Origin of the sequence: Dactylosporangium sp. CA-139114 (assembly GCF_050955725.1) — a bacterium.
Taxonomy (GTDB): Bacteria; Actinomycetota; Actinomycetes; order Mycobacteriales; family Micromonosporaceae; genus Dactylosporangium.
In genome coordinates this window covers 2,239,802-2,263,588 of sequence record NZ_CP192080.1, presented here as the reverse complement: position 1 = coordinate 2,263,588, position 23,787 = coordinate 2,239,802, and the positions used below count along the sequence as shown (strand labels likewise).

General features: G+C 71.1%; 17 protein-coding genes. 12 read left to right on the top strand and 5 right to left on the bottom strand.

The genetic code is table 11. The features are described 5' to 3' along the window. Positions 1 to 92: 92 nt before the first annotated feature. Entirely contained in the window at positions 93 to 3,245 is a 3,153-nt protein-coding gene (locus tag ACQP2P_RS10150) for a penicillin acylase family protein (RefSeq protein ID WP_433614957.1), read from the top strand. On the opposite strand, the gene ACQP2P_RS10145 is transcribed toward ACQP2P_RS10150, so the two are convergent. Both ACQP2P_RS10145 and ACQP2P_RS10140 read right to left on the bottom strand, forming a co-directional pair. Then, on the bottom strand, positions 3,242 to 3,724 hold the full coding sequence (locus ACQP2P_RS10145) for a pyridoxamine 5'-phosphate oxidase family protein (protein ID WP_433614955.1): 483 nt from the start codon (positions 3,722 to 3,724) through the stop codon (positions 3,242 to 3,244). The two genes, ACQP2P_RS10150 and ACQP2P_RS10145, sit on opposite strands and share 4 nt — an antisense overlap. A gap of 51 nt (positions 3,725 to 3,775) precedes the next feature. Continuing rightward, positions 3,776 to 4,321, bottom strand: coding sequence for an AAA family ATPase (locus tag ACQP2P_RS10140; RefSeq protein ID WP_433614953.1), 546 nt, complete (start codon positions 4,319 to 4,321; stop codon positions 3,776 to 3,778). Between the two features lie 86 nt (positions 4,322 to 4,407). On the opposite strand from ACQP2P_RS10140, the gene ACQP2P_RS10135 reads away from it, so the two are divergent. The 8 genes from ACQP2P_RS10135 (at position 4,408) to ACQP2P_RS10100 (ending at position 13,831) form a co-directional block, all read left to right on the top strand. Then, positions 4,408 to 4,791 carry a hypothetical protein gene (locus ACQP2P_RS10135; RefSeq protein WP_433614951.1) on the top strand — a complete coding sequence of 128 codons (384 nt, stop codon included), beginning with the start codon at positions 4,408 to 4,410 and terminating at the stop codon, positions 4,789 to 4,791. A 302-nt stretch (positions 4,792 to 5,093) separates the two neighbouring features. Beyond that, positions 5,094 to 6,104, top strand: a complete 1,011-nt coding sequence (locus ACQP2P_RS10130; RefSeq protein ID WP_350622959.1) for a LacI family DNA-binding transcriptional regulator — start codon at positions 5,094 to 5,096, stop codon at positions 6,102 to 6,104. Between the two features lie 42 nt (positions 6,105 to 6,146). Further along, positions 6,147 to 6,962, top strand: coding sequence for an exodeoxyribonuclease III (locus ACQP2P_RS10125; protein ID WP_433614949.1), 816 nt, complete (start codon positions 6,147 to 6,149; stop codon positions 6,960 to 6,962). 492 nt (positions 6,963 to 7,454) lie between these two features. Then, a complete protein-coding gene (locus ACQP2P_RS10120) occupies positions 7,455 to 8,456 on the top strand; it encodes an ABC transporter permease (RefSeq protein ID WP_433614948.1) in 1,002 nt (333 codons plus the stop codon). A 193-nt stretch (positions 8,457 to 8,649) separates the two neighbouring features. Next, positions 8,650 to 10,407, top strand: coding sequence for an ABC transporter substrate-binding protein (locus ACQP2P_RS10115; protein WP_433619086.1), 1,758 nt, complete (start codon positions 8,650 to 8,652; stop codon positions 10,405 to 10,407). Positions 10,408 to 10,555: 148 nt separating this feature from the next. Beyond that, on the top strand, positions 10,556 to 11,557 hold the full coding sequence (locus tag ACQP2P_RS10110) for an ABC transporter permease (protein WP_433614946.1): 1,002 nt from the start codon (positions 10,556 to 10,558) through the stop codon (positions 11,555 to 11,557). A gap of 52 nt (positions 11,558 to 11,609) precedes the next feature. Further along, positions 11,610 to 12,689, top strand: a complete 1,080-nt coding sequence (locus ACQP2P_RS10105; RefSeq protein WP_433614944.1) for an ABC transporter ATP-binding protein — start codon at positions 11,610 to 11,612, stop codon at positions 12,687 to 12,689. Positions 12,690 to 12,796: 107 nt separating this feature from the next. Beyond that, positions 12,797 to 13,831, top strand: coding sequence for an ABC transporter ATP-binding protein (locus ACQP2P_RS10100; RefSeq protein ID WP_433619084.1), 1,035 nt, complete (start codon positions 12,797 to 12,799; stop codon positions 13,829 to 13,831). Between the two features lie 25 nt (positions 13,832 to 13,856). Here the strand turns inward: ACQP2P_RS10100 and ACQP2P_RS10095 are convergent, their stop codons facing one another. Then, the gene (locus ACQP2P_RS10095; RefSeq protein WP_433614942.1) at positions 13,857 to 14,273 is read right to left on the bottom strand and encodes a response regulator; all 417 of its coding nucleotides are present in this window, start codon (positions 14,271 to 14,273) and stop codon (positions 13,857 to 13,859) included. 17 nt (positions 14,274 to 14,290) lie between these two features. Between ACQP2P_RS10095 and mgrA the strand changes: the two genes are divergently transcribed. Next, positions 14,291 to 15,295 (top strand): L-glyceraldehyde 3-phosphate reductase, encoded by a 1,005-nt coding sequence (gene mgrA, locus ACQP2P_RS10090; protein ID WP_433614940.1) that lies wholly within the window; start codon positions 14,291 to 14,293, stop codon positions 15,293 to 15,295. Here the strand turns inward: mgrA and ACQP2P_RS10085 are convergent. Further along, positions 15,272 to 15,823 carry a protealysin inhibitor emfourin gene (locus tag ACQP2P_RS10085; RefSeq protein ID WP_433614938.1) on the bottom strand — a complete coding sequence of 184 codons (552 nt, stop codon included), beginning with the start codon at positions 15,821 to 15,823 and terminating at the stop codon, positions 15,272 to 15,274. The genes mgrA and ACQP2P_RS10085 overlap by 24 nt on opposite strands. Positions 15,824 to 15,955: 132 nt before the next feature. On the opposite strand from ACQP2P_RS10085, the gene ACQP2P_RS10080 reads away from it, so the two are divergent. Then, a complete protein-coding gene (locus tag ACQP2P_RS10080) occupies positions 15,956 to 17,251 on the top strand; it encodes an MFS transporter (protein ID WP_433614937.1) in 1,296 nt (431 codons plus the stop codon). A gap of 1,411 nt (positions 17,252 to 18,662) precedes the next feature. Here the strand turns inward: ACQP2P_RS10080 and ACQP2P_RS10075 are convergent. Next, positions 18,663 to 20,216 (bottom strand): DUF2334 domain-containing protein, encoded by a 1,554-nt coding sequence (locus tag ACQP2P_RS10075; RefSeq protein ID WP_433614935.1) that lies wholly within the window; start codon positions 20,214 to 20,216, stop codon positions 18,663 to 18,665. Positions 20,217 to 20,624: 408 nt separating this feature from the next. Here ACQP2P_RS10075 and ACQP2P_RS10070 point away from each other — a divergent pair, with 408 nt between their 5' ends. Then, the gene (locus ACQP2P_RS10070; protein ID WP_433614933.1) at positions 20,625 to 23,264 is read left to right on the top strand and encodes a hypothetical protein; all 2,640 of its coding nucleotides are present in this window, start codon (positions 20,625 to 20,627) and stop codon (positions 23,262 to 23,264) included. The last annotated feature ends 523 nt before the right edge of the window (positions 23,265 to 23,787 follow it).

The window sequence follows — 23,787 nt, the reverse complement described above, 5'->3', positions numbered from 1 at the left end:
GGGATGAGACCTCTATTCAGTGACCGGTGTCGTTGTTACCATCCGGTAATCCGAGTCGTTTTCACGTTGACGCTTTCCGGAAGGGATCCGCCATGTCCCTGCCTGTCCGCAAACGCACCCTGGCGGCGTTACTGCTCGCCTCCGCGGTGCTCGTCGCCCCCGCCCTCGCCGCCGCCCCGGCCGAGGCCGCCGTCCTCGCCCCCAACGACTACTGCCTCGGCCAGTGCAACGACATCCTGCCCCCGGGCCAGAACGGCAACGCCACGCTCGCCGACATCCTGGCCCACAAGGCCCTGGGCTTCCGCCCGGCGCACTCGGCCGACCAGCTCGGCCCCTACGCGAACCTCGTCTCGGCCTACACGGGCCTCACCGACGAGCAGATCTCGAACTTCTACGACGACGCCTCGTTCGGGGTGCCGGCCGGGCAGGTCGAGCGCAGCTACAGCCCCCGCTCCGACGTGACGATCGTGCGCGACAAGGCCCTCGGCGTGCCGCACGTGACCGGCACGACCCGGGCCGGGACCATGTTCGGCGCCGGGTACGCCGGGGCCGAGGACCGGCTCTTCGTGATGGACCTGCTGCGCCGGGTCGGCCGCGGCAAGCTGACCCCGTTCGCGGGCGGCGCGCCGGGCAACCGGGAGCTGGAGCAGAGCATCTGGCGGCAGGCCCCGTACACCGAGGCCGACCTGCAGGCCCAGGTCGCGGCGCTGCGGACCAAGGGCCCCCGCGGGGCGCAGCTCTACGACGACGTGCAGAGCTACGTCGCGGGGATCAACGCCTACATCGCCGCGTGCATGGCGGGGCGCAACTGCCCCGGGGAGTACGTGCTCACCGGCCACCTCGACGCGATCACCAACGCGGGCGGGCCGGAGCCGTTCCAGATGACCGACCTGATCGCCATCGCCGGCGTGGTCGGCGGCCTCTTCGGCGGCGGCGGGGGCGGCGAGGTGGAGTCGGCGCTCGTGCGCGTCACCGCCCGCGCCCGCTACGGCGCCGCCGAGGGCGACCGGCTCTGGGCCGCGTTCCGCGAGCAGAACGACGACGAGACCGTGCTCACGCTGCACAACGGGCAGTCGTTCCCCTACGGCGCGGCCGACCCCGACGCCGCGAGCGTCGCGCTGCCGGACGCGGGCAGCGTGACCGCCCAGCCGGTGGTGTTCAACCCGACCGGCTCGGCCACGACGACCGCCGGCCTGGCGCCGGGCTCCGCGACCAGGCGGGGCATGTCCAACGCCGTCGTCGTGGACGCGGCCCACTCGGCCACCGGACATCCGATCGCGGTGTTCGGGCCGCAGACCGGGTACTTCTCCCCGCAGCTGCTCATGCTGCAGGAGCTGCAGGGCCCGGGGATCAGCGCGCACGGGGTCGCCTTCGCCGGGCTCAACCTCTACGTGCTGCTCGGCCGCGGCCAGGACTACGCGTGGAGCGCCACCTCGGCGGAGCAGGACATCACCGACACCTACGCGGTCCCGCTGTGCAACACCAACGGCTCCCCCGCCACCACCGCGTCGACGGCGTACCTCTTCCACGGCACGTGCACGCCGATGGAGGCGCTGACCCAGACCAACGCCTGGACGCCGACGGTCGCGGACGGCACGGCGGCCGGGTCCTACCAGCTCATCACGTACCGCACGAAGTACGGCCTGGTCGCGTGGCGCGGGACGGTCGGCGGGCAGCCCGTGGCCTTCACCCAGCTGCGCTCGACGTACCGGCACGAGGCCGACTCGGCCATCGGCTTCCAGGCGTTCAACGACCCGGCCGCGATGGGCTCGCCGGCGCAGTTCATCGCCTCGGCCTCCGACGTCGGCTACGCGTTCAACTGGTTCTACGTGAACGCGACCGACACCGCGTACTTCAACTCCGGCGCCGACCCGGTGCGCAAGACGGGCACCAACCCGAACCTGCCGGCGAAGGCGGAGCCGGCCTATGAATGGTCCGGATGGAATGCGGATACGAATACGGCCGACTACATTGCGGTGAACCAGCATCCGCAGTCGACGGGGCAGGATTATTTCGTCTCTTGGAATAACAAGCAAAGTAAGGACTTCTCGGCGGCCGACGGAAACTTCAGTTTCGGTGCCGTGCAGCGCGCGGATCTGCTCGACCAGCGGGTCAGAGCGGCGCTGAGCGGCGGCCGGAAGGTCGACCGGGCCGGCGTGGTGCGCATCGTCGAGGACGCCGCCGTCACCGACCTGCGCGCGGAGCAGCTGCTGCCCGAGCTGCTGCGCGTCCTCGACCCGTCCGGGACCGGCACCGACCCGAACGTGACGGCGCTGCGCGCCTGGCTGGCGGCCGGGGCCAGGCGGGTCGAGACGTCGCCGGGGTCGCACGTGTATCAGCACGCGGCCGCCATCCGCACGTTCGACGCCTGGTGGCCCAAGCTCGTCGACGGCACCTTCCGGCCCGGGCTCGGCGACGACGTGTACGGGGCGCTCACCCGGGCGCTGCAGATCGACGAGTCGCCGTCCGGGGCCACCGGGCCGACGAACGCGGGCTCGCTGAACCAGACCCAGGGGCACAAGGGGTCCTCGTTCCAGTACGGGTGGTGGGGCTACCTCGACAAGGACCTCCGGTCGGTCCTCGGCGACCCGGTGCGCAGCGGCCTCGGCAAGACCTACTGCGGCGGCGGGAACCTGGCCGCGTGCCGGCAGGTGCTGGCCACGACCCTCGCCACGGCGGCGACCGAGCCCGCGACGACCACCTACCCGGGCGACGCCAACTGCTCGGCCGGCGATCAGTGGTGCGCGGACACGATCATCCAGTCGCCGCTCGGCGGGATCACGCACGACAAGATCTCGTGGCAGAACCGGCCGACGTACCAGCAGGTGGTCTCGTTCCCGGCCAAGCGCGGCGACGACCTCACCAACCTGGCGCTGGGCCGTGGCGTGAGCGCCAGCAGCACGCAGCTGGGCTACTCGGCCGGGGCCGCGGTCGACGGCAACCCGACCAGCCGGTGGGCCAGCGGGTGGAGCGACAACCAGTCGATCACCGTGGATCTCGGCTCGGCCCAGCCGGTCCGGCGGGTGATCCTGCGCTGGGAGGCGGCGTACGGGTCGCGGTACCGCATCGAGGTCTCCACGAACACCAGCACGTGGACGACCGCGGCGACGGTCGACGCGGGCAACGGCGGGATCGACAACGTGACGTTCGCGCCGGTCAGCGCCCGGTACGTGCGCATGAGCGGGGTCGCCCGCAGCACCGGCTACGGCTACTCGCTCTGGGAGTTCGAGGTCTACAAGAGCTAGACGGCCGCGCGGTGGCAGCCGCCGGGGAGCTCGTGCGCGGGCACCTCGGCGGCCGCCCAGGTCACGTACTGCCCCGCCCGGCTCAGCACGCACGTGCTCACGAGCAGCTCGACGAGCACCTGCTGGCTGAAGCCGGGCGGCGGCGCGGCCAGGGCCCGCTCGGCGACGAACGCGGCCGCCACCGAGCGGCGCAGGGCCGGCTCGCGCGGGAACACGGCCCGGCCGGTGACGTAGAACGCCTCCTCACCGGGGTCCATGGGGAACGTGTGCAGCGCGAAACGGCTGTCGCGCAGCAGGTCCTCGAGCTTCGGCGAGACCATGAGCAGGGTGAACAGCCCGTCCTCGACCAGCAGGGGACTGATCGGGTGCACCCGCGGGCCGCCGTCGGCGCGCACGGTGCCCAGGTAGGCCAGGCCGACGCCGCTGCGGTAGAGCAGCGCGCGACCGGCCGCGGCGAGGTCCGGCGCCGATCGCCGCAAGCGCCCCCACGAGAGCATGGCGCCCAGACTCGCGCACCGGCGCCCGCCGGGTCAATGCGTGTCCGGCTGCCGGAATTTCTGGATGAGCTCCTGCACCTCGTCGGCGACCTCGCCGGCGAGCAGGTCGTCGGTGTCCACGACCTCGCCGAGGGAGTACAGGTCGCGGCGGGCGGTCAGGTACCTGCCCAGATCCTCCAGCCGCCACCCGCCCGAGCCCGCGCCGTCGTCGGCCTCGACCCGCTCGACCAGGGCCGGCGCCGAGACGTCCAGCAGCACGTGGCGCACCTCGTGGCCCCGGTCGCGCAGCGCGCCCAGGATCTCCTCGAGGTGCCCGCGGCGCAGCATGGTCAGGGGCACGAGCAGCGGGTCGGCGCCGCGGGCCTGGCGGGCCGCGGCGACGACGGTGGCCGCGCGCCAGGCCGGCAGGTCACGGTAGTCGCCGTGGCGCACCGCGGGCCGGACCAGCCCGGCGGTGTGCCGCAGCACCCAGCCGATGCGCTCGGCGTCGAAGGCCCTGGCCCGCGGCTCGCGGCGGCACAGCTCGGCGGTCACGGTGGCCTTGCCGACGCCCGACGGGCCGTTGAGCCAGACGATCACGGGTCCTCCCCACGGCCGGTACGGCTTCCAGGATTCTCGCAGGTGGAACCGAGGGGCATACCAGCTCGGCACGCGATACATGAGACATGACGATCCTGACTCTCCCCCCGCGCGCCTCCGCATCGCTCGGCCAGGCCCGCATCGACGTGCTCCTCATCGCCCCGGCCCACCGCCTTTCGGAGCTGGACCGGCATCTGCCCCAGGGCTGGGTGGTGACCCGGCGAGCCGAGATGCCGGCCGGATGCCGGGAGCCCGACATCGTGGTGCTCGACGACCCCGGCCCCCGCTCCGTCACCGCCGCCTGCCTGCGCCATCCGTCGGCGTCGATCGTGGCCGTGCTGAGCCCCTACAGCGACCACCAGGCCGTGGTCGACGTGCTGGAGGCCGGCGCCGACGCCTGCGTGCGCTCGTCCACGGCCGCGGTGATCGCCGCCCATCTCGAGGCCTGCCGGCGGCGCCAGGCGGCATAAGGGGATTTGGCGTTTCCCACAACATATTCCAGAGAGCGCTCTCAACCGATTCCGTGATTGACATTGGGCTAGTCATGGGCCAGTCTGATTCCAGTCTTGAGAGCGCTCTCCGGCCGATACGACGGCTTGGGTGACCGGCGTATCGTGTCCCGGCGAATCGTGATCAGGGTGTAACCGGTGTGAGGGTGCGACGGGCGATGGAGCGACATGCTCCATCGCCCGTCATTGTTTGTGCGCTACACATTGCTGAGCTTCAGTCATGATGGTCCGGCAGAACAGATATGGGGGACGCCACAATGGTGATGTCGGGGCGGGACCGGCCCACGCTCGAAAACGTCGCGCAGCGCGCCGGGGTGTCACGCGCGACCGCCTCGCGCGTGGTCAACGGGTCGACGTCCGTCGCGCCGCACATCCGCGACAAGGTGCTCAGCGCGGTCGAGGCGCTGGGCTACGTGCCCAACCAGGCGGCCCGCAGCCTCGTCACCCAGCGGACCGACTCGATCGCGCTCGTCGCCTCGGAGACCGCGAGCCGGGTCTTCTCCGACGACCCCTTCTTCTCCAGCATCATCCGCGGGGTCAGCCTCGAGCTCGAGGCCGTGGACAAGCAGCTCGTGCTCATGATGGTCGGGCCCAGCGGGCCGAGCCACGACCGCGTGGAGCGCTACTGCACCGGCGGGCACGTCGACGGGGCCATCATCTTCTCCATGCACGGCGCCGACCCGCTGCCGGAGCGGCTGAGCCGGGCCGGGGTGCCGGTGGTGTGCAACGGGCGGCTGCTGATCCAGTCGTCCGTGCCCTACGTCGACGTGGACAACGAGGACGCGGCCCGGGCCGCGGTGCGCCACCTGCTCGACACCGGGCGCCGGCGGGTCGCCACGATCGCCGGGCCGCAGGACATGAGCGCCGGCATCGACCGGCTCAAGGGCTACCGCGCGGCGATGCAGGACAGCGGCCGGCGCTCGCTGGTGGCCGTCGGCGACTTCACCCGGCAGTCCGGCGCCCTCGCGATGAGCCAGCTGCTCGGCGACGACCCGCAGCTCGACGCCGTCTTCGCCGCCTCCGACGCGATGGCCGAAGGAGCGCTGCGCGCGCTGCGGCAGGCCGGGCGCCGGGTCCCCGACGACGTGGCCGTGGTCGGCTTCGACGACATGGACTTCGCCCGCGACACCGAGCCGCCGCTGACCACCGTGCGCCAGCCGATCACCGACCTCGGCCGGATGGCGGCCCGCCAGGTGCTGCGGATGGCCGGTGGCGAGACGATCGAACCCGTTCTGCTCCTGCCTACGGAACTGGTGAAGCGGGAATCAGCCTGAAAGGCGGCCGGGGATCCGCTGCGGACGTGTCATGCTGCTGCGGTGAGGCTCGCCACCTGGAACGTCAACTCCGTCAAGGCCCGGCTGCCCCGCCTGCTCGAGTGGCTGGAGCTGGCCGGGCCCGACGTGCTCTGCCTGCAGGAGACGAAGCTGGCCACGGACGCGTTCCCGGCCGACGAGGTCAAGGCGCTCGGCTACGACACCGTCCACCACGGCGAGGGCCGCTGGAACGGCGTCGCGCTGCTGTCGCGGGCCGGGCTGGACGACGTGCGCCGCGGCTTCGCCGACGCCCCGGGCTGGAGCGGCGAGCCCGGCGGCGAGGAGCCCCTGTTCGAGGAGCCGCGCATCGAGGCCCGCGCCGTCTCGGCCGTCTGCGGCGGGGTGCGGGTCTGGTCGGTCTACGTGCCCAACGGGCGCACGCCGGAGTCGGCGCACTACGGGTACAAGCTGAACTGGCTGGCCGCCCTGCGCCGGACGGTGGCCGCGGACCTCGCCGCCGGCGGCCCGGTCGCCGTCTGCGGCGACTTCAACGTGGCCCCGCGCGACTCCGACGTCTTCGACATCGCGGCCTTCGCCGGCTCCACGCACGTCACGAAGCCCGAGCGGGACGCGGTCGCCGCGCTGCTGGACACCGGGCTGACCGACATCGTCCCGAAGCCGATGAAGGGCTCCAACCCCTTCACGTACTGGGACTACCGGGCGGGGATGTTCCACCAGGACAAGGGCATGCGCATCGACCTGGTCTGCGCCAGCGCAACGATCGCGGGTGCGGTCAAGGGTGCCTACATCGACCGGGAGGCCCGCAAGGGCAAAGGGCCCTCTGACCACGCTCCCGTCGTGATCGATTTCGATATTTGAGTACGCTGTGTCACCATGGACGCCGTCCGGACCGTACTGTTAAGTGTGAAACGATCAACGATCGTCCTGGATAGCCCGTTCTCGCCGTTCTTGACGCCATGTTTCCGGCACGTTGCGTGATCACACCGTTACGATTCGCCGGTAAATCGCCCGTTTAGGGGGTGTATGATCCAAAAGTCGCTGTGCTTGGATCACGCCCTCATCACGGCGCGGCGTGGACTTGGTTACAGGACAGGGGGTGACCCTTGACGATCGGCCGAACGGGAGACAGGGTTCGTCCAACGAAGGCGACAACACCACGTCGGCTTCGTGCACGCTCTGCCCGTGGACCGAACCTGCGGATAGGGCACCAGGAGTCCACGAAGACACAGCCGATCGGCTGCTGACTGCCACGGGCCCCGGTCTGGCCGACGCATGCTCGCTGCACGGTGCGACGGTCATCGCTGGCGGCTTGCAGGCGGGCAGACGGCCGGGGAGAGGGGCACCACGCCCATGACTATGGGACCCGTCACGTCGAAGAGCGACGAGCAGGTGCCGACGGTCGAAGAGGCGACCGCCACGCCTGCCGGTGTTCCCGCGAAGGCCATCGAAGGCCGCTCGCTCAGTCAGATTGCGTGGACCCGGCTCAAGCGCGACAAGATCGCGCTCACTGGAGGCGGGTTCATCATTTTCCTGGTGCTGGTCGCGGTGTTCGCCCCCTTGATCAACAAGGCGTTCGGGCATCCGGTCAACGAGTTCCACCAAGAACTGATCGACCCATCGCTGGGCGGCATCCCGCCCGTGGGAACCTGGGGCGGCGTCAGCAAGGACTTCCTGCTCGGCGTCCAGCCCGTCAGCGGCCGCGACCTGTTCTCGCAGATCATCTACGGCGCCCAGGTCTCGCTGCTCGTGGCGCTGTCCGCCACGATCGTCGCGGTCGCCATCGGCGTGGTGCTCGGCGTCGTCTCCGGCTACTTCGGCGGCGTGGTCGACAGCATCATCAGCCGGCTGATGGACCTGATCCTGGCCTTCCCGTACCTGCTGTTCTCGATCGCCCTGATCTCCGTCGTGCCGGCCAGCACCGGCTGGCGGGTCGGCGTGGTCATCTCGGTCATCGCGTTCTTCAGCTGGCCGTACATCGGGCGCATCGTCCGCGGCCAGACTCTCTCCCTGCGGGAACGCGAGTTCGTCGAGGCGGCACGCAGCATCGGAGCGGGCTCGCCCCGCATCCTCTTCCGGGAGCTGCTGCCGAACCTGACCGCACCGATCCTCGTCTACGCGACGCTGATCATCCCCACGAACATCCTCTTCGAGGCCGCGCTGTCGTTCCTCGGTGTCGGCGTGCTGCCGCCCACCCCCTCGTGGGGCCGGCTGCTCTCCGACGCCGTGCAGTACTACGAGTACGACCCGATGTACATGTTCGTGCCCGGCTTCGCGATCTTCCTCATGGTCCTCGCCTTCAACCTGTTCGGCGACGGCCTGCGTGACGCCCTGGACCCGAAGGCCAACCGGTAGCCCCTCGGGCCACCGGTGGCCTTCGGCCGTCACGCACACCTCGCACCACCTCGTCCGGCATGCGGCTGAGCCGATGGCTCAGCCGGTCCGGTCGAACCCTGTGTGCACACCCGGCTTCACTCGCACAGCAGCACAGCTCGGACGGCCCGTCCCTCGGCGGGTCGCGCCAAACAAGGAGGGAAACCCAGTGAGAATGAGGACAGGGGCTCTGGTGGCCGGTTCGGTCACCATCGCCCTGGCGTTGTCCGCCTGCGGTGGCGGCGGCGACACGCCCAAGACCGGTGAGAGCGGCGGCTCGGGTGTGTCCGGCTTCAACGCCGCCACCAAGGGCATCGTGAACCCGTCCACCAAGAAGGGCGGCACGCTCAAGCTCGTCAACCAGTCCGACCCGGACTCGTGGGACCCGGCGCGGGCCTACTACGCGTACGTGTGGAACCTGATGAAGGGCTACTACGTCCGCACCCTCGTCACCAACGAGGCGAAGCCCGGTGAGGACGGCCTCAAGCTGGTTCCCGACCTGGCGCAGGCCATGCCGGAGATCTCGGCCGACGGCAAGACCTACACCTTCAAGCTCAAGTCGGGCATCAAGTTCGAGGACGGCTCGCCGATCACCTCGAAGGACTTCAAGTACGGCATCGAGCGCATCTTCGCGCAGGACGTGCTGTCCGGCGGCCCGACCTACCTGGTCGACGTGCTCGACCAGGGCCAGAAGTACCCCGGCCCGTACAAGGACACCGACCCGAACAAGCTGGGTCTGAAGTCCGTCGAGACGCCGGACGACAGCACGATCGTCTTCAAGCTGGCCGAGCCGCTGTCGGACTTCATCTACCTGCTCGCCGCGCCCGACGCCAGCCCGATCCCGCAGGCGAAGGACACCGGCGACAAGTACGGTGAGAAGCCCGTCTCCTCCGGCCCGTACAAGTTCCAGTCGTACGACCAGGGCAAGAAGGCCGTCTGGGTCCGCAACGACCAGTGGGACCCGAAGACCGACACGGTGCGCGCCGCGCTGCCGGACCAGATCGAGATGACCATCGGCACGGCGGTCGAGGAGATCGACAACCAGCTGCTGAGCGGTGAGATCGACATCGACACCGCGCAGACCGGTGTCCAGCAGGGTGCTCAGCCGAAGATCCTGCTCGACCCGGAGAAGAAGAAGAACGCGGACACCCCGAACACGGGCTTCATCCGCTACTTCTCGATCAGCACCAAGGTCGCGCCGTTCGACAACATCCACTGCCGCAAGGCCGTGCAGTACGCGACCGACAAGATCACGATGCAGACCGCTCGTGGTGGCGCCGACGCCGGTGGTGACGTCGCCTACAACATGCTGCCGCCGAACATCGCGGGTCACGACGACTACGACCCGTACAACACCAAGTCCGGCAAGCCGCAGATCGACAAGGCCAAGGAAGAGCTCGCGGCGTGTGGCAAGCCGAACGGCTTCGACACCGTGATCGCGACTCGTAACGCCGGCAAGGAGCCCAAGACGGCCGAGGCGCTGCAGGCGGCGCTGAAGAACGTGGGCATCAACGCTCGCCTCGACCCGACCGAGCCGTCGCTGTACTTCCGCTCGACCATCGGCGCGCCGTCCAACGTCGCGGCCAAGGGCTACGGCCTCATGATGGCCGGCTGGGGTGCCGACTTCCCGACCGCGTACGGCTTCCTGTCCGTGCTGGTCGACGGCCGCAACATCCTGCCGTCCGGGAACAACAACTACGCCGAGCTCAACGACCCGGAGATCAACAAACTGATCGACCAGGCGAAGGCGGAGAAGGACCCGGCCAAGGCCGCGGCCATCTGGACGACCATCAACCACAAGGTCATGGACGCCGCGGTCATGGTGCCGTTCGTCTACGACAAGGCGCTCAACTACCGCAACCCCCGCGTCACGAACGTGTTCGTGACGGAGTACTACGGCATGTACGACTTCGGCAGCCTGGGCGTCAGCTGACCCTCGGGTCGCAGTAGCCCTGGCACCGAAGCAGCAAGCCTGAACAGCCGGTAACCCGCCCTTCACGAGTACAGAAGGCAGGTGAGGGCCACGGCGCCGGCCGGTGAGACGGGAACACCGTCGATCCGGCCGGCGTCAGGCCGCACACGTGATCAACTACATCCTGCGCCGCCTGGTCACCGCGGCACTGCTCATCGTGGCCGTCTCCATGGTCACCTTCGCGATCTTCTTCCTGATCCCGAAGGCGGCGCACGCCGATCCCGCTGAGATGTACGTCGGTAAGTCGGCGACCCCGCGCGACGTCGAGCTGACGCGGATCAAGCTCGGCCTGGACCAGCCGATCTACATCCAGTACGGCCGGTTCGTGAAGGGTCTCGTGGTCGGCCGCGACTACAACAGCGGTCCCACGGTCACGCACTGCTCGGCCCCCTGCTTCGGGTACTCGTTCCGCACCGACCGCGAGGTCTGGCCCCTGCTGCTGGACCGTCTCCCGGTCACCATCTCCCTCGCCATCGGCGCCGCGATCCTCTGGCTCTTCGGCGGCGTCGCCGGCGGCGTCATATCCGCGCTGAAACGCGGCAAACTCGCCGACCGGGCCGTGATGATCATCGCGCTCGCCGGCGTCTCCCTCCCGGTCTACTTCACCGGTCTCGTCTTCCAGTCGCTGTTCGTCCACCAGTGGAAGATCTTCCGCGGCGGCGAGTACATCAACTTCGTCGACGACCCGTGGGGCTGGGCCAACAAGCTCTTCCTCGCCTGGGTGAGCCTCGCCCTGCTGTTCGCCGCCACCTACGCGCGGCTGACGCGGGCGCAGATGCTCGAGACCCTCGGCGAGGACTACATCCGCACCGCCCGGGCCAAGGGTCTGAAGGAGCGGGTCGTGATCGGCAAGCACGCCATGCGCGCGGTGCTCACGCCGATCGTGACGATCTTCGGCCTCGACCTCGGCACGCTGCTCGGCGGCGCGATCCTCACCGAGCGGGTGTTCTCCCTGCCCGGCATCGGCAAGCTCAGCGTCGACGCGGTGACCCAGAAGGACCTGCCGATCATCCTCGGCGCGACCCTCTTCGCCTCGTTCTTCATCGTCATGGCCAACCTGGTCGTCGACGTGCTCTACGCCGTGATCGACCCCCGGGTGCGGCTGTCGTGACCCGTTCCCCGTCCCGGTCCACGCTTCACGGCACCCCAGGAAAGGAGTGAGCATGTCCAGCAGCCTGCTCACCGACGGCACGCCGAGCCCGTCCGGACCCGGCTCAGGCACCGCAGCGTCGTTCCTCGACGTGCGGGACCTGCGGATCCACTTCAAGACCGACGACGGCGTGGTCAAGGCCGTCGACGGCCTGACGTTCCAGCTCGAGCGCGGCGAGACCCTCGGCATCGTGGGCGAGTCCGGCTCCGGCAAGAGCGTGACGAGCCTGGGCATCCTGGGCCTGCACCGGCGCGGCTCCGCGAAGATCTCGGGCGAGGTCTGGCTCGACGGCGAGGAGCTCATCGGCGCCTCGCCCGAGCGGGTCCGCCTGCTGCGCGGCGCCAAGATGTCGATGATCTTCCAGGACCCGCTGACCGCGATGCACCCGTACTACACGGTCGGCGCCCAGATCGTCGAGGCGTACCGGGTGCACAACAACGTCAGCAAGAACGACGCCCGCAAGCGCGCGATCGAGATGCTCGACCGGGTCGGCATCCCGCAGCCCCAGCGGCGCGTGGACGACTACCCGCACCAGTTCTCCGGCGGCATGCGCCAGCGCGCCATGATCGCCATGTCGCTGGTGAACAACCCGCAGCTGCTCATCGCCGACGAGCCCACCACGGCGCTCGACGTGACGGTCCAGGCGCAGATCCTGGACCTCATCCGCGACCTGCAGGCGGAGTTCAACTCGGCGGTCATCATCATCACGCACGACCTGGGCGTGGTGGCCGAGGTGGCCGACGACATCCTGGTGATGTACGGCGGCAAGTGCGTCGAGCACGCGACCGCGGAGACCATCTTCCGCCGCCCCGAGCACCCGTACGCCTGGGGCCTGCTCTCGTCGATGCCCCGCGTCGACCGGGAGGTGCGCGACCGGCTGGTGCCGATCAAGGGCAGCCCGCCGTCGCTGATCAACCTCCCGAGCGGCTGCTCCTTCCACCCGCGCTGCCCCTACGTGGAGCGCAACGGCATCCCTTGCAAGACGGTCGAGCCGACCCTGGCGGAGGGCACGCCCGAGCACGGCGTCGCCTGCCACATCCCGCCCGCGGAGCGGCTGGCCATCTTCAAGTCGGACATCGCCCCGAACCTCTGAGGAGCACGACAGTGTCGACGACGACCCAACCCCAGCCGGCGGCGGCGCCTCAGCGCGACGGCGAGAACCTCCTCGAGGTGCGCGGCCTGGAGAAGCACTTCCCGATCATGCGGGGCGCGTTCATCAAGCGAAAGGTCGGCGCGGTCCGCGCGGTCGACGGCATCGACCTGGCCGTCAAGACCGGCGAGACGCTCGGCCTGGTCGGCGAGTCCGGCTGCGGCAAGTCCACCACCGGCCGGCTCATGACCCGGCTGCTGGAGCCGACCGGCGGCCAGGTGCTGCTGGAGGGGCAGGACATCTCCCACTACGGCGTGGGGAAGATGCGGCCGCTGCGGCGCGAGGTCCAGATGATCTTCCAGGACCCGTACTCGTCGCTGAACCCGCGCCACACGGTCGGCTCGATCGTCGGGGCGCCGCTGCAGGTGCAGAACATCAAGACCGCGCACGGGCAGAAGCGCGAGGTCCAGCGGCTGCTGGAGCTCGTCGGCCTCAACCCCGAGCACTACAACCGCTACCCGCACGAGTTCTCGGGCGGCCAGCGCCAGCGCATCGGCATCGCCCGGGCGCTCGCGCTCCAGCCGAAGCTGATCATCGCCGACGAGCCCGTCTCGGCCCTGGACGTGTCGATCCAGGCGCAGGTCGTGAACCTGCTCGACGACCTGCAGCGCGAGTTCAACCTGACGTACGTCTTCATCGCCCACGACCTGTCCGTCGTCCGGCACATCTCGGACCGCGTCGCGGTGATGTACCTGGGCAAGGTCGTCGAGGTCGGCGGGCGCGACGGGCTCTACGTCAACCCGCTGCACCCGTACACGTTCGCCCTGCTCTCCGCCGTGCCGGTGCCCGACCCGTCGCGGCGGGACAAGGCGCAGCGGGAGCGGATCCTGCTCACCGGCGACGTGCCGAGCCCGATCGACCCGCCGTCCGGCTGCCGCTTCCGCACCCGGTGCTGGAAGGCGCAGGACCTGTGCGCCCAGGAGGAGCCGCCGCTGCGCGAGCTGCTGCCGGGCCAGACGGTCGCCTGCCACTTCCCGATCACCGACGAGGAGCGTTCGGCGCGCGGGGCGCAGGCGGCCCGGGCCGCGGCGGCGGAGATCCCGGTCGACACGGCCGAGGACCCGCTCGCGGGGCCCATCGTCTAGCTGCTGTGTTGTGGGGGCCGTCCCGTCATGAGCGCATGACGAGGCGGCCCCCCAGCATGGTGTCGACCTTGCTGATGAGCTGGCTGGGGCGCAGGGGCTTCATGAGGTAGTCGCTCGCGCCCGCTAGCTTGGCCTCCTCCCGGCCGCGCAGCCGCCCGTAGGCGCTGAGCATGAGCACGGGCAGGTCCCGGGTGGCCGGCTCGGCGCGGACCCTCTTGCACAGGTCGAGGCCGGAGACGCGCGGCATCCACATGTCGGTGACGATCATGTCGAACGCCCGGTGCTGCAGGGCTTCCAGGGCCGCGGCGCCGTCGTCGACGGCGGTCACGTCCGCGCCGGCGCCCTCCAGGGCCATGGTGAACAGCTCGCGGATGTCGGAGTCGTCCTCGGCCACCAGGATCGATGCGACCGCCGCGGGTTTCTCCACGGGCTCCTCGTCCATCTGGCCAGTTTAGGATCATGGCCGTGGTGTACGAGGCGGCTTCGGGCCGATACCAGGACATGCTCTACCGGCGCAGCGGACGCAGCGGGCTCAAGCTGCCGGCCATCTCGCTCGGGCTGTGGCACAACTTCGGGCGGGAACGGGCGTTGCAGACCCAGCGCTCGATCGTGCGGCGCGCCTTCGACGCGGGCGTGACCCACTTCGACCTGGCCAACAACTACGGGCCGCCGCCGGGGTCGGCCGAGGAGAACTTCGGGCGCATCCTCGCCGAGGATCTGCGGCCGTACCGCGACGAGCTCATCATCTCCACCAAGGCCGGCTACGACATGTGGCCGGGGCCGTACGGGGAGTGGGGGTCGCGCAAGTACGTGCTGGCCTCGCTCGACCAGTCGCTGCGGCGGATGGGGCTCGACTACGTCGACATCTTCTACTCCCACCGCCCGGACCCGGACACCCCGCTGGAAGAGACCATGGGGGCGCTGGACGCCGCGGTGCGGGCGGGCAAGGCGCTGTACGTCGGCATCTCCAACTACAGCCCCGAGCAGACCCTCGCGGCCGCCCGCATCCTGCGCGAGCTCGGCACGCCGCTGCTGATCCACCAGCCGTCGTACTCGATGCTGAACCGCTGGATCGAGGACGGCCTGCTCGACGCGCTCGAGGAGGCCGGGGCGGGCTGCATCCCGTTCTCGCCGCTGGCGCAGGGGCTGCTGACCAACCGGTACCTCGACGGCATCCCGGACGACTCCCGCGTGCGCACCAGCCGCTTCCTCAACGAGAGCGACCTGACCGCGGCCCGGATGCAGCTCATCCGGGCGCTGGACCAGGTGGCCCGCGAGCGCGGCCAGAGCCTGGCCCAGCTGGCGCTGGCCTGGGCGCTGCGCGACCCGCGGGTCACCTCGCTGATCATCGGGGCGTCCAGCGTGCAGCAGCTGCTGGACAACCTCGGGGCCCTGCAGAACCTGGCCCTCTCCCCCGACGAGCTGGCCCGGATCGACGGGCTACTTGCTCAGGAAGGCGCCTAGCGCGCTGACGACCGGCTGGAGGGCGGGCGGGATCGACCCGTCCTTCGCCGTGATCTGCTTGCCGCCGTACGTGACAGTGTAGGTGTAGGCGTCGGCCACGGCGCTGTTGTCGTTCGTGGTCGGCAGCTTGTTGAAGTCGGTCGACGCCAGCGCGGTCTTGAGCGCGTTGGCCTCCTCGTCGGTCAGCTTGCCGGTCTTGGTGCCCTGCTTGGTCGTGATCGTGTAGGACCCGTCCGGCTTCACGACCAGCGAGTCGTTGTTGCCGGCCAGGCCGCCGGTGCGGGTGAAGGTCACCAGCGCGTCGGTGGCGGTGACGTTGCCGCCGCTGTTGGTCTTCGAGCTCGGGTCCGTGTTCGGGCCCGCGCTCGTGCCCGCCCCGGCGCTCGCGCCGGCGCTGCCGCCGGCGGCCGGCACGCCGTTGGACGCGGCACCGCTGGCTCCGGCGCCGGCCTGGTCGGTGGCGTCCGAGCACGCGCCGAGCGCGAACGTGAGCGTGAGCAGTGCGGCGGCGAGGATCCGCGACTTCATCGTGGTTCAGCTCCATCCATAGGTCTTGCTCATTGGACTGTGCCCCGACCTCAACGGTTCCCCGGTGACGACGACCACAATCCACCTGGATACTCGGGCGATTTTGTCGTACCCCCGCGACATGATGGCCCCATGCGTCTCGACCCCTACCGCCGCGTCCTCGCCCTACCGGGCGTGCGGCCCCTCATGGTGCTGGCGATGCTGGCCCGCATCCCGATCACGGCGATCGGGGTGACCATGACCCTGCACGTCGCTCAGGACCTCCACAAGGGGTGGGGGGCGGCGGGACTGGTGGGGGCGGCCCTGACGGTCGGAACGGCGCTCGGCGGCCCGCTCAACGGCCGCTTCGTGGATCGCCGCGGCCTGCGCCCCATGCTCGTGGTCACCACGGTGGCCGAGGCGCTCTTCTGGTCCGTCGCGCCCTTCCTGGGCTTTCCCGCGCTGCTCGTCGGCGCGTTCGTCGCCGGCGTCTTCTCCCTGCCGGTCTTCTCGGTGATCCGCCAGTCGATCGCCGCCCTGGTCCCCGCCGACCAGCGCCGCCAGGCCTACGCGCTGGACTCGATGTCGGTCGAGCTGTCCTTCATGGCCGGCCCGCCCCTGGCCGTGCTGCTCACGAGCACCCTGTCCGGCCGCACCGCGATGTGGTCGATCGGCGGCGCCCTGGTCGTCGCCGGCCTGGCGCTGTGGCTCACCGACCCGCCCGTGCACACGCCGGAGACGCCCGGCGAGTCCGCCCCGGTCCGCCGCCGCGACTGGCTGACCCCACGCTTCGTGGCCGTGCTGGCGGCGGCCTCGGCGACCACCATGGTCCTGGCCGGCACCGACCTCGGCATCGTGGCCCTGCTGCGCGGCGCGGGCCAGGTGGGCCTGGTCGGCGCGCTGCTGGCCGCCTGGGCCGTCTACTCCCTCGTGGGCGGCTTCGTCTACGGCGCCCTGCCGCGCGGGGTCCCGCTCGTCGCCCTGGTGGGCGCCCTGGCCCTGTGCACCATCCCCGCGGGCCTCGTCGGCTCCGCCTGGCCGTTGCTGTTCCTGACGCTGCTGCCGGCGGGCGCCCTGTGCGCCCCGACCCTGACGGCGACGGTCGACCTCGTGAGCCGCCTGGTGCCGGCGTCGGCCCGCGGCGAGGCGATGGGCTGGCACGGCTCCTCGCTGACCGTGGGCCTGGCGATCGGCTCGCCGCTGGCGGGCTGGGCCATCGACGCGGGGTCGCCCGCTTGGGGGTTCGCGGCGGTCGGCCTGGTGGGCGCCCTGGCCGCGGGCGCGCTGTTGTGCTTCCGCCACTTGGACGGCCCAGCGCCCGCGGCGCCCGCGGCGGCCGCCGCCTCGGCTGCGCCCACTCCCCCGGCGCCGGAACCGGCTTCGGCGCGGCCCGCGGCTCTGCGCGGCGACTTCGCGACTTCGTCGGAGCAGCCGGCCCCGGTCCGCTGACAGCGGCGCCCGAGCCTGAAGGCCTCAGGGGCACCGGGGCCGGGGGCGCTCGGCTCGTCGGCCGTTCGAGTGCTCTCGCCGACGACGACCGCCACGCGACCGTCGGAGCATTCGGCGCTGACCCGGCTGATCGCCCGCCGCGCCATACGGGCTCCGGACCGCACGGCTTCCCCGGCCGCTCAAGTGCTTGACGCGCTCATCGCCCGCCGCGCCACACGGAGCTCCAGACCGCACGGCTCCCCCGGCCGCCCAAGTGCCTGACGCGCTCATCGCCCGCCGCGCCACACGGAGCTCCAGACCGCACGGCTCCCCCGGCCGCCCAAGTGCCTGATGCGCTGATCGCCGGCCAGGCCGCCGGCTGGTCAACTGGTCGCTGCCTCGCGTCCGACGCCACTCGCAGCCGCACGAGCTTCGGAGCGCTCGGGCCGCCGGCCGCCGAGGTGCTTGACCGGCTGACCGCACTCCGAGCTGCCCGACCCGCTGGGCGCCTGTTCTTCGGAGCGCTCGGCGTGCGACCCGTCTGACTCTGGCGACTGGGCTCGTGGATTTCGATAAGTCGGGCGCTCCGCGCCACGACTTATCGGATTTATACCCTGACAGGGGATGTATCCGATGTGCGGCATTCTCGGGCGTGATCGCTTCATGGGGCAGCAAGCGGGCTGCTCGCGCCACATCGCGAGCAGTTGCGGCGTCCCGCGCCGGGAGATGCGGTGGACGTCGCAGGAGCTGTGCTGGAGATGAGACCGGTGGACGCTCGGCCGCGACCGGGCGCCGGATTGCGATGTGTCCCGCGATTGCGTGCGGTGCGGCCTGCTCGGCGATCGGTTGCTCCGCTGGTGCCCGGCATCGCCCGCCCGGCGCGCGGGCGTTGTCGGATGCGTTGCGCGCCGTCGGGCGCGAGACGCCGCCAAGGGTCGGTCGCGTGGAGTGAACGGCGGCCGGTCGCGCCCGGAGATCGGCGGCCGGTCGCGTGCAGTGGCCGGGGGGGCGGGTCCCGAGTGGCTCGCCACGGTTCCGCCGCCGTCCGGCGCTCCGCTGGCCGGTCCTCGGGAGGCGGCGCCGAGCGGGGGCCGTGGCCGAGTGCCCGGGCGGCCGGCCCACCCAGGAGGAGGCGGCGCCGAGCGGGGGCCGTGGCCGGGCGCCCGGGCGGCCGGCCCACCCAGGAGGAGGCGGCGCCGAGCGGGGTCAGCCGGATGGGTGGCTTCGCGGGCGAGACCGGATGCGGTGGGGTCGCCGCGAAGAAGGGTCACGGAAGGGGTGGTGGTCGCGGGGGACTGCTGGAAGGCGACGGTCGACCGTGTTCAAGGAGCGGCGGCCGACCGGGCGAAGTGCTCAACGTTCGGCCAGAAAACCATGGTTGTCAGTTAAGAGTGAAAGACTGGACGGGTTCCAGTCTTCGGATGGTGGTGGTTCACAGGAGGGACGGGGCCGACACGAAGGTGTACCCCAGCTGCTGCATGCCCTCGATCAACTCCGGGAGGTACTGCAGGCCCAGAAACGGGTGGTAGAAGAAGCTTGCCACGTTGTCGCGCACCACGAGTTGACGCCTCGCCGAGGCGAGCAGATCCGGGACCAAGCGGACGCCGTGCTGGTTAAATCTTTGTGTTGCAACGTTTCCAAGTGTTTCCGGGATGACCGGCGTTCCGTATGCGTCTTTTACGAGGTATGGGAAGTATTGGCTCACGGAGCGTGTACCGCTGCCGCCGAGTATGCCGTTGAAGTACAGGACCTGCTCATAACGGGCGCGGATTCCCGGGGCCGAGGCGATCGCGCGGTAGTCGGTCTCGCTGGCTGTGTAGTGCGGAAACTCCCAGATGTCCGGCGGCGTCAGGCCCGCCTTGGTCCACTCCTGGCGGGCCGCGTCCAGGCGCCCCAGCGCCCAGGCCGCGGAGTCGCCCGGCACGGGGCCGTCCAGCACCACGGTGCCCGCGGTGTCCACGTGGGCGCGGTAGAACTCGTAATCCTCGGCGCTGACACCGTACGGATTCGGGGCGCCCGCGAATCCGTGCGTATATCCGTGCATGATCAGGGTGCCGCCCTGCTGCTGCATGTACTGCAGTGCCGCCACGACCTGCGGTGATCCGCTCAAGGTCCGGCGCACGGGCACGCCGCCGGAATAGATGCCCGCGGCGTCGTCGTACACGGGGAAAACCGCCACGGCGAACGGCGCATTACGAGAATGCAGATAATCCGCGATCTGGCGCAGTTGTGCGGGGTCGGAGTGGGGGCCCACGTCCTCGATGCGCACCAGGGCCCGGTGCCGCTGCGGCGTCTTCGGCGCCAGCAGGTCGCACAGCAGGTCCGCGATCACGAGGTACCGGTCGTCGAAGCTGACGTACGTGAAGGGGACCTCGGCCACGTACGTGACACCGCCGACGCGCACCGCCCAGGGCCGCGACGTGCCGTCCGGCATCTCGGCCTCGGCCAGCGTCGTGGAGTACACACCCTGGGAGAGCACGGCGTGGACCAGGCCGCCCGCGTTGGCGTTGCGGGTCAGCTCGGTGCCGCGGTACCGGATTCCGGTCGGTGCGGCATCGTCGATCGTCGCTGTCTGAAAACCGATTCCGGGGTACTTCGCGATCAACTGCCACAGGTTGCCCCCGAGCCACAGCACGCGCGCGCCCGCGGCCACGTCGGCGAGGAACGCGGCGGGCAGCGGCTCGTCATACGTCGATCCGATATAGATCGTCAGCAGGTACTTCTGTGCCGTTCCCGACGTGTACTTCGTCACTGGCACGGCCTGCCAGGCACCGAAGTGTGAGGCCAGATTCCCTGCTTGGACCGCATACAGCTCGCCCAGCGAGCCGTATTGCCCGCCAGTGTCATACAGGACGAGCACCCCGCTCTGCGGGTATGCAGGAGAACGGCCCGGTGACGGGCCCGCCCCGGAAGTACCGATTGGAGAGGTTTTGCAGGCGCTCAGCGATGACGCGGCGACGAGGACCAGCGCGATCCCGATGACCATGAAGGCGAGGCGCCGGACGGGCCCGAAGGTGACAGCCAGTATTCGGCGGACTGCGGCTCGAAGCATGAGCAACTCTCCGGAGAAGTCGCCACCAAGCCTAGCAAATCGGGCGCAATCCCCCCGTCGGTTGGCGTTTCTCGGCACATCCGCCGACAAACGAGATGGTTGCGTCCGTCACTCAGCGCGGTACGATCCGGCAGAGCCGCCCTGCGGTGATCGGTGTGGAACCCCCTCCGCACCGCACCGCTCGTGGCACACCCGACGGAGGGCGATCTTGTTTTCTCGCTGCCCGCTTGCAGCCAGCACACCGGACGAGCCGGGCCGTACGCGGCCTGGCGCCGGGACGGTGGTGCCGCAGCCGGCAGCCGCCTTCCACGGGGCACGGCTCCGTAGCGCTGAGAGGTCCGCATGAGCACGGCGATGCAGGTGCGGCTGCGTCACTGGCCCGGGATGAAGGTGTCCTGGCTCGGTGCCGGTGCGGTCGTCCACTCCGGTGAGGAGCCCAGCCCGGGCTCAGCGGCCCTGGTCGTCTCGCCGCACGGGTCCACCGAATGCGCGGTGGTGATCAGCTCCCACACGGTGAAGCTGCAGCCGGCGATGATCGAGGAGCTGGCCGAGGTCCTCGCCAACGGCCTGCCCCGCGGGTTCACCGCGATGCGCTTCGTCGCCTGGGACGGCGCCTGCGCCACCAACGAGCGCCCCGCCGCCGCGCACATGATCGCGATGCGGCTCGGCATCGACGTCATCGCCGCGGCCGGCCCGCTGCTGGGCGTCCCCGGCGGCTCGCTCTTCGCCCCCGTCGGGCGCGGCGAGCAGCGGCCCGGCGGCTTCTGGCGCTTCCGCACCGGCGCGCCCGCGGTCCGGGTCGGCTGGCGCTTCCCCGCCCCGGCGTGGGAGTCGCAGCTGTGCACCGAGATACCCGAGCTGCCCGGCGACCTCGTGCTCGACCAGATCCCCGCCGGCCTGTGGCTGCACCGCCGCCGCGTCGGCAGCGTGACGGACCTGGCCTACTCGGTGCCGACCGACCACGAGAACCCGGCGATGATCCTCGGGCACCCCGGCGACGAGCCGCTGCACCGTGAGGAGCTCGCCCAGGCGGTCTCGGCCGTGCCCACGCTGTCCGCGGATCGGTGCGTCTTCACGCCGTACGGGCAGAACCCCATCGCCGAGGGCCCGGTCGGTCCGGTCGTCGCCGACGTGCTCGGCCGGGCCGTGCACGTGCGCACCGGCCTGCCGCTGTGCGCGCCCGCCGGCCAGCGCGCCGTCGTCACGATCGACAACAAGGGCCTGCCCCGCTGGCGTACCTTCGCCCGCGAGCTGTGGCACGCCCCCCGCACCAGCGCGCCGCGCCCGGTCGACTGGATCAACCCGTGCCCGGAGGTCCTCGACGCCCCGGCCGGGCAGGCCACCTTCTCGCTCGGCTCCGGCTGGGTGCTCGAGGTCGTCCAGGCGGGCCTCTGGCTGCGCCCGGAGCACCTCAACGACCCGGCCGACTGGGTCCGTCAGCTCCCGGTGGACGTGAACCGCTGCGCCGTGATCGTCGGGGCGCCCAACGCCGCCGAGATCCCGCCGCCCGCGCACACCATCGCCGAGATCCTCGAGAAGCTCCCGATCGACGCGCGGAAGCGGGCGTACATCGCCGTGCCGCGCGCCGCCGCCCCCAACGTGTTCATCCTGGCGACCGGGCTGCTCGAGTCGCTGCCCGAGCCGGGCGAGGTCGAGCTGGTCTCGCCGTCCACGCCGAGCACCAGCGGCTCGTTCCCGACCATCACGCCGGACGCGCCCCGCCACGGCGCCGGGCGCCACGGCGACGCGAACGGCCCGTATCTCGTCGACGGCCGGCCCGCCAACGGCCACCCGTCCGGCGCGCATCCGACGGTGCCCCGCTCGGCCGCGCACGAGCGCTCGCCCGAGCAGGATTTCGAGCGCGGGTACTCCTCCCGCACCGGCTCGTTCCCGGCGGTCGACGGCGGCTCCCGCACCGGCTCGTTCCCCGCCTATCCGGCGGCTGACGCCGAGCGCGGTTCCCGGACCGGGTCGTTCCCGGCCTTCCCGCCGGCCGAGGCCGAGCGCGGCTCGCGGACCGGATCGTTCCCGGCCTTCCCGCCGGCCGACGCGCCGACCACCTCGTTCGACGCGCCGCGGATGCCGCGCAACGGCTCCTCGCCGGCGACGGGCGCGTTCCCGGCGGTGCCCGAGTCGGCGACCGGCTCGTTCGCGCCGCTGTCGCCGAATGGTTCACAGCGCCCCGGGCGTCCCAATGGGTACCAGTCCGAGCCCCCGATGCAGCAGCCCCGCCAGCGGCCCGGCGACACGACGGGCTCGTTCCCGGCGGCCGCGTTCCGCAACGGCAACCCGGACGCGACCGCGCCGATGGTGCCGATCGTGCCGGGCCCGGGTGCTCCTTCGCCCATGAACGGCCACGGACCCGCCAACGGGCACGGTCCGGTCAACGGGCATGGGTCGGTCAACGGGCACGGGCCGGGCAACGTGTACGGCGCCGCTCCGCAGGGTCCGAACGGGTTCAACGGCGGCGGGCAGGCGCACAACGGCTTCAACGGCGGCGCCGCTCCCATGAACGGGCACGCGCCGATGCACCCGGATCTGCACGTCGCTCCCCCGCGGGCGTTCCACCGCGAGGACCAGCCGCTGCACCCCTCCGGGCCGGGCGCGCCGCACGGGTACAGCTTCGACGCCCCCGACTACGACGAGCACCACTTCGATCCGGTCACGCCGCCGACCCGGCACCACGAGGAGCCGACCGGGCGCATGCCGGCGCAGCGGGCCCCGATGGCGGACGAGAGCGAGCAGGACGACTCGGCCTCGACGAACACCGGGCGGGAGATCCGCTCGCACAACAAGAAGGGCAAGACCGTCCGGGCGGACGACAAGACGAGCACGCAGGAGCTGGACCGGCTTCTCGGGTTCTTCGACGAGATCCGCCGCGCGAAGGCGTGGGACGAGGACCCGGGCACCCCGGAGCAGCAGGCCGCCAAGCGCGCCGCGGCGGGCCAGCCCCCGGCCGGTCCGCGGCGAGCCCGACACTGATGTAGACGCACCGAGCCGGCCCGTCCGTTGACACGGACGGGCCGGCTTTTTTTGCCGCGTCCTCGTCGATGACGCCGCTGCGCCCGAGCACCGATCGTTCACCCCATGCATGTGTGCACGACCCGCGCGGCGCGATGGCCCGGCTGCGCGCGGATGTGCACGACCCGCGGCGCGTACATCGGACCGCGCGCCGCGAACGCCCGGTGTGCTGGGCCTCGCGCGATGCCAGTCGTCCCGGCTGCGCGTAGGCGGGCGACTCTGGCGCGGCGCGATGGCCCGGCTGCGCGCGGATGTGCACGACCCGCGCGGCGCGAACGTCCGACCGCGCGCCGCGAACGCCCGGTGTGCTGGGCCTCGCCGTGATGCCAGTCGTCCCGGCTGCGCGTAGGCGGGCGACTCTGGCGCGGCGCGATGGCCCGGCTGCGCGCGGATGTGCACGACCCGCGCGGCGCGAACGTCGGACCGCGCGGCGCGAACGTCCGGGTGTGCGCATGTCCACATGACCCGTGCGGCGCAACCGTTC

Excerpts from the sequence above, each read along its gene's own strand:
- ACQP2P_RS10120 (WP_433614948.1), top strand. The coding sequence starts at position 7,455 with ATGACTATGGGACCCGTCACGTCGAAGAGCGACGAGCAGGTGCCGACG.
- ACQP2P_RS10135 (WP_433614951.1), top strand. The coding sequence starts at position 4,408 with ATGACGATCCTGACTCTCCCCCCGCGCGCCTCCGCATCGCTCGGCCAG.
- ACQP2P_RS10130 (WP_350622959.1), top strand. The coding sequence starts at position 5,094 with ATGTCGGGGCGGGACCGGCCCACGCTCGAAAACGTCGCGCAGCGCGCC.
- ACQP2P_RS10095 (WP_433614942.1), bottom strand. The coding sequence starts at position 14,273 with ATGGACGAGGAGCCCGTGGAGAAACCCGCGGCGGTCGCATCGATCCTG.
- ACQP2P_RS10075 (WP_433614935.1), bottom strand. The coding sequence starts at position 20,216 with ATGGTCATCGGGATCGCGCTGGTCCTCGTCGCCGCGTCATCGCTGAGC.
- ACQP2P_RS10105 (WP_433614944.1), top strand. The coding sequence starts at position 11,610 with ATGTCCAGCAGCCTGCTCACCGACGGCACGCCGAGCCCGTCCGGACCC.
- ACQP2P_RS10085 (WP_433614938.1), bottom strand. The coding sequence starts at position 15,823 with ATGAAGTCGCGGATCCTCGCCGCCGCACTGCTCACGCTCACGTTCGCG.
- ACQP2P_RS10070 (WP_433614933.1), top strand. The coding sequence starts at position 20,625 with ATGAGCACGGCGATGCAGGTGCGGCTGCGTCACTGGCCCGGGATGAAG.
- ACQP2P_RS10115 (WP_433619086.1), top strand. The coding sequence starts at position 8,650 with ATGAGGACAGGGGCTCTGGTGGCCGGTTCGGTCACCATCGCCCTGGCG.
- ACQP2P_RS10080 (WP_433614937.1), top strand. The coding sequence starts at position 15,956 with ATGCGTCTCGACCCCTACCGCCGCGTCCTCGCCCTACCGGGCGTGCGG.
- mgrA (WP_433614940.1), top strand. The coding sequence starts at position 14,291 with ATGGCCGTGGTGTACGAGGCGGCTTCGGGCCGATACCAGGACATGCTC.
- ACQP2P_RS10150 (WP_433614957.1), top strand. The coding sequence starts at position 93 with ATGTCCCTGCCTGTCCGCAAACGCACCCTGGCGGCGTTACTGCTCGCC.
- ACQP2P_RS10100 (WP_433619084.1), top strand. The coding sequence starts at position 12,797 with ATGCGGGGCGCGTTCATCAAGCGAAAGGTCGGCGCGGTCCGCGCGGTC.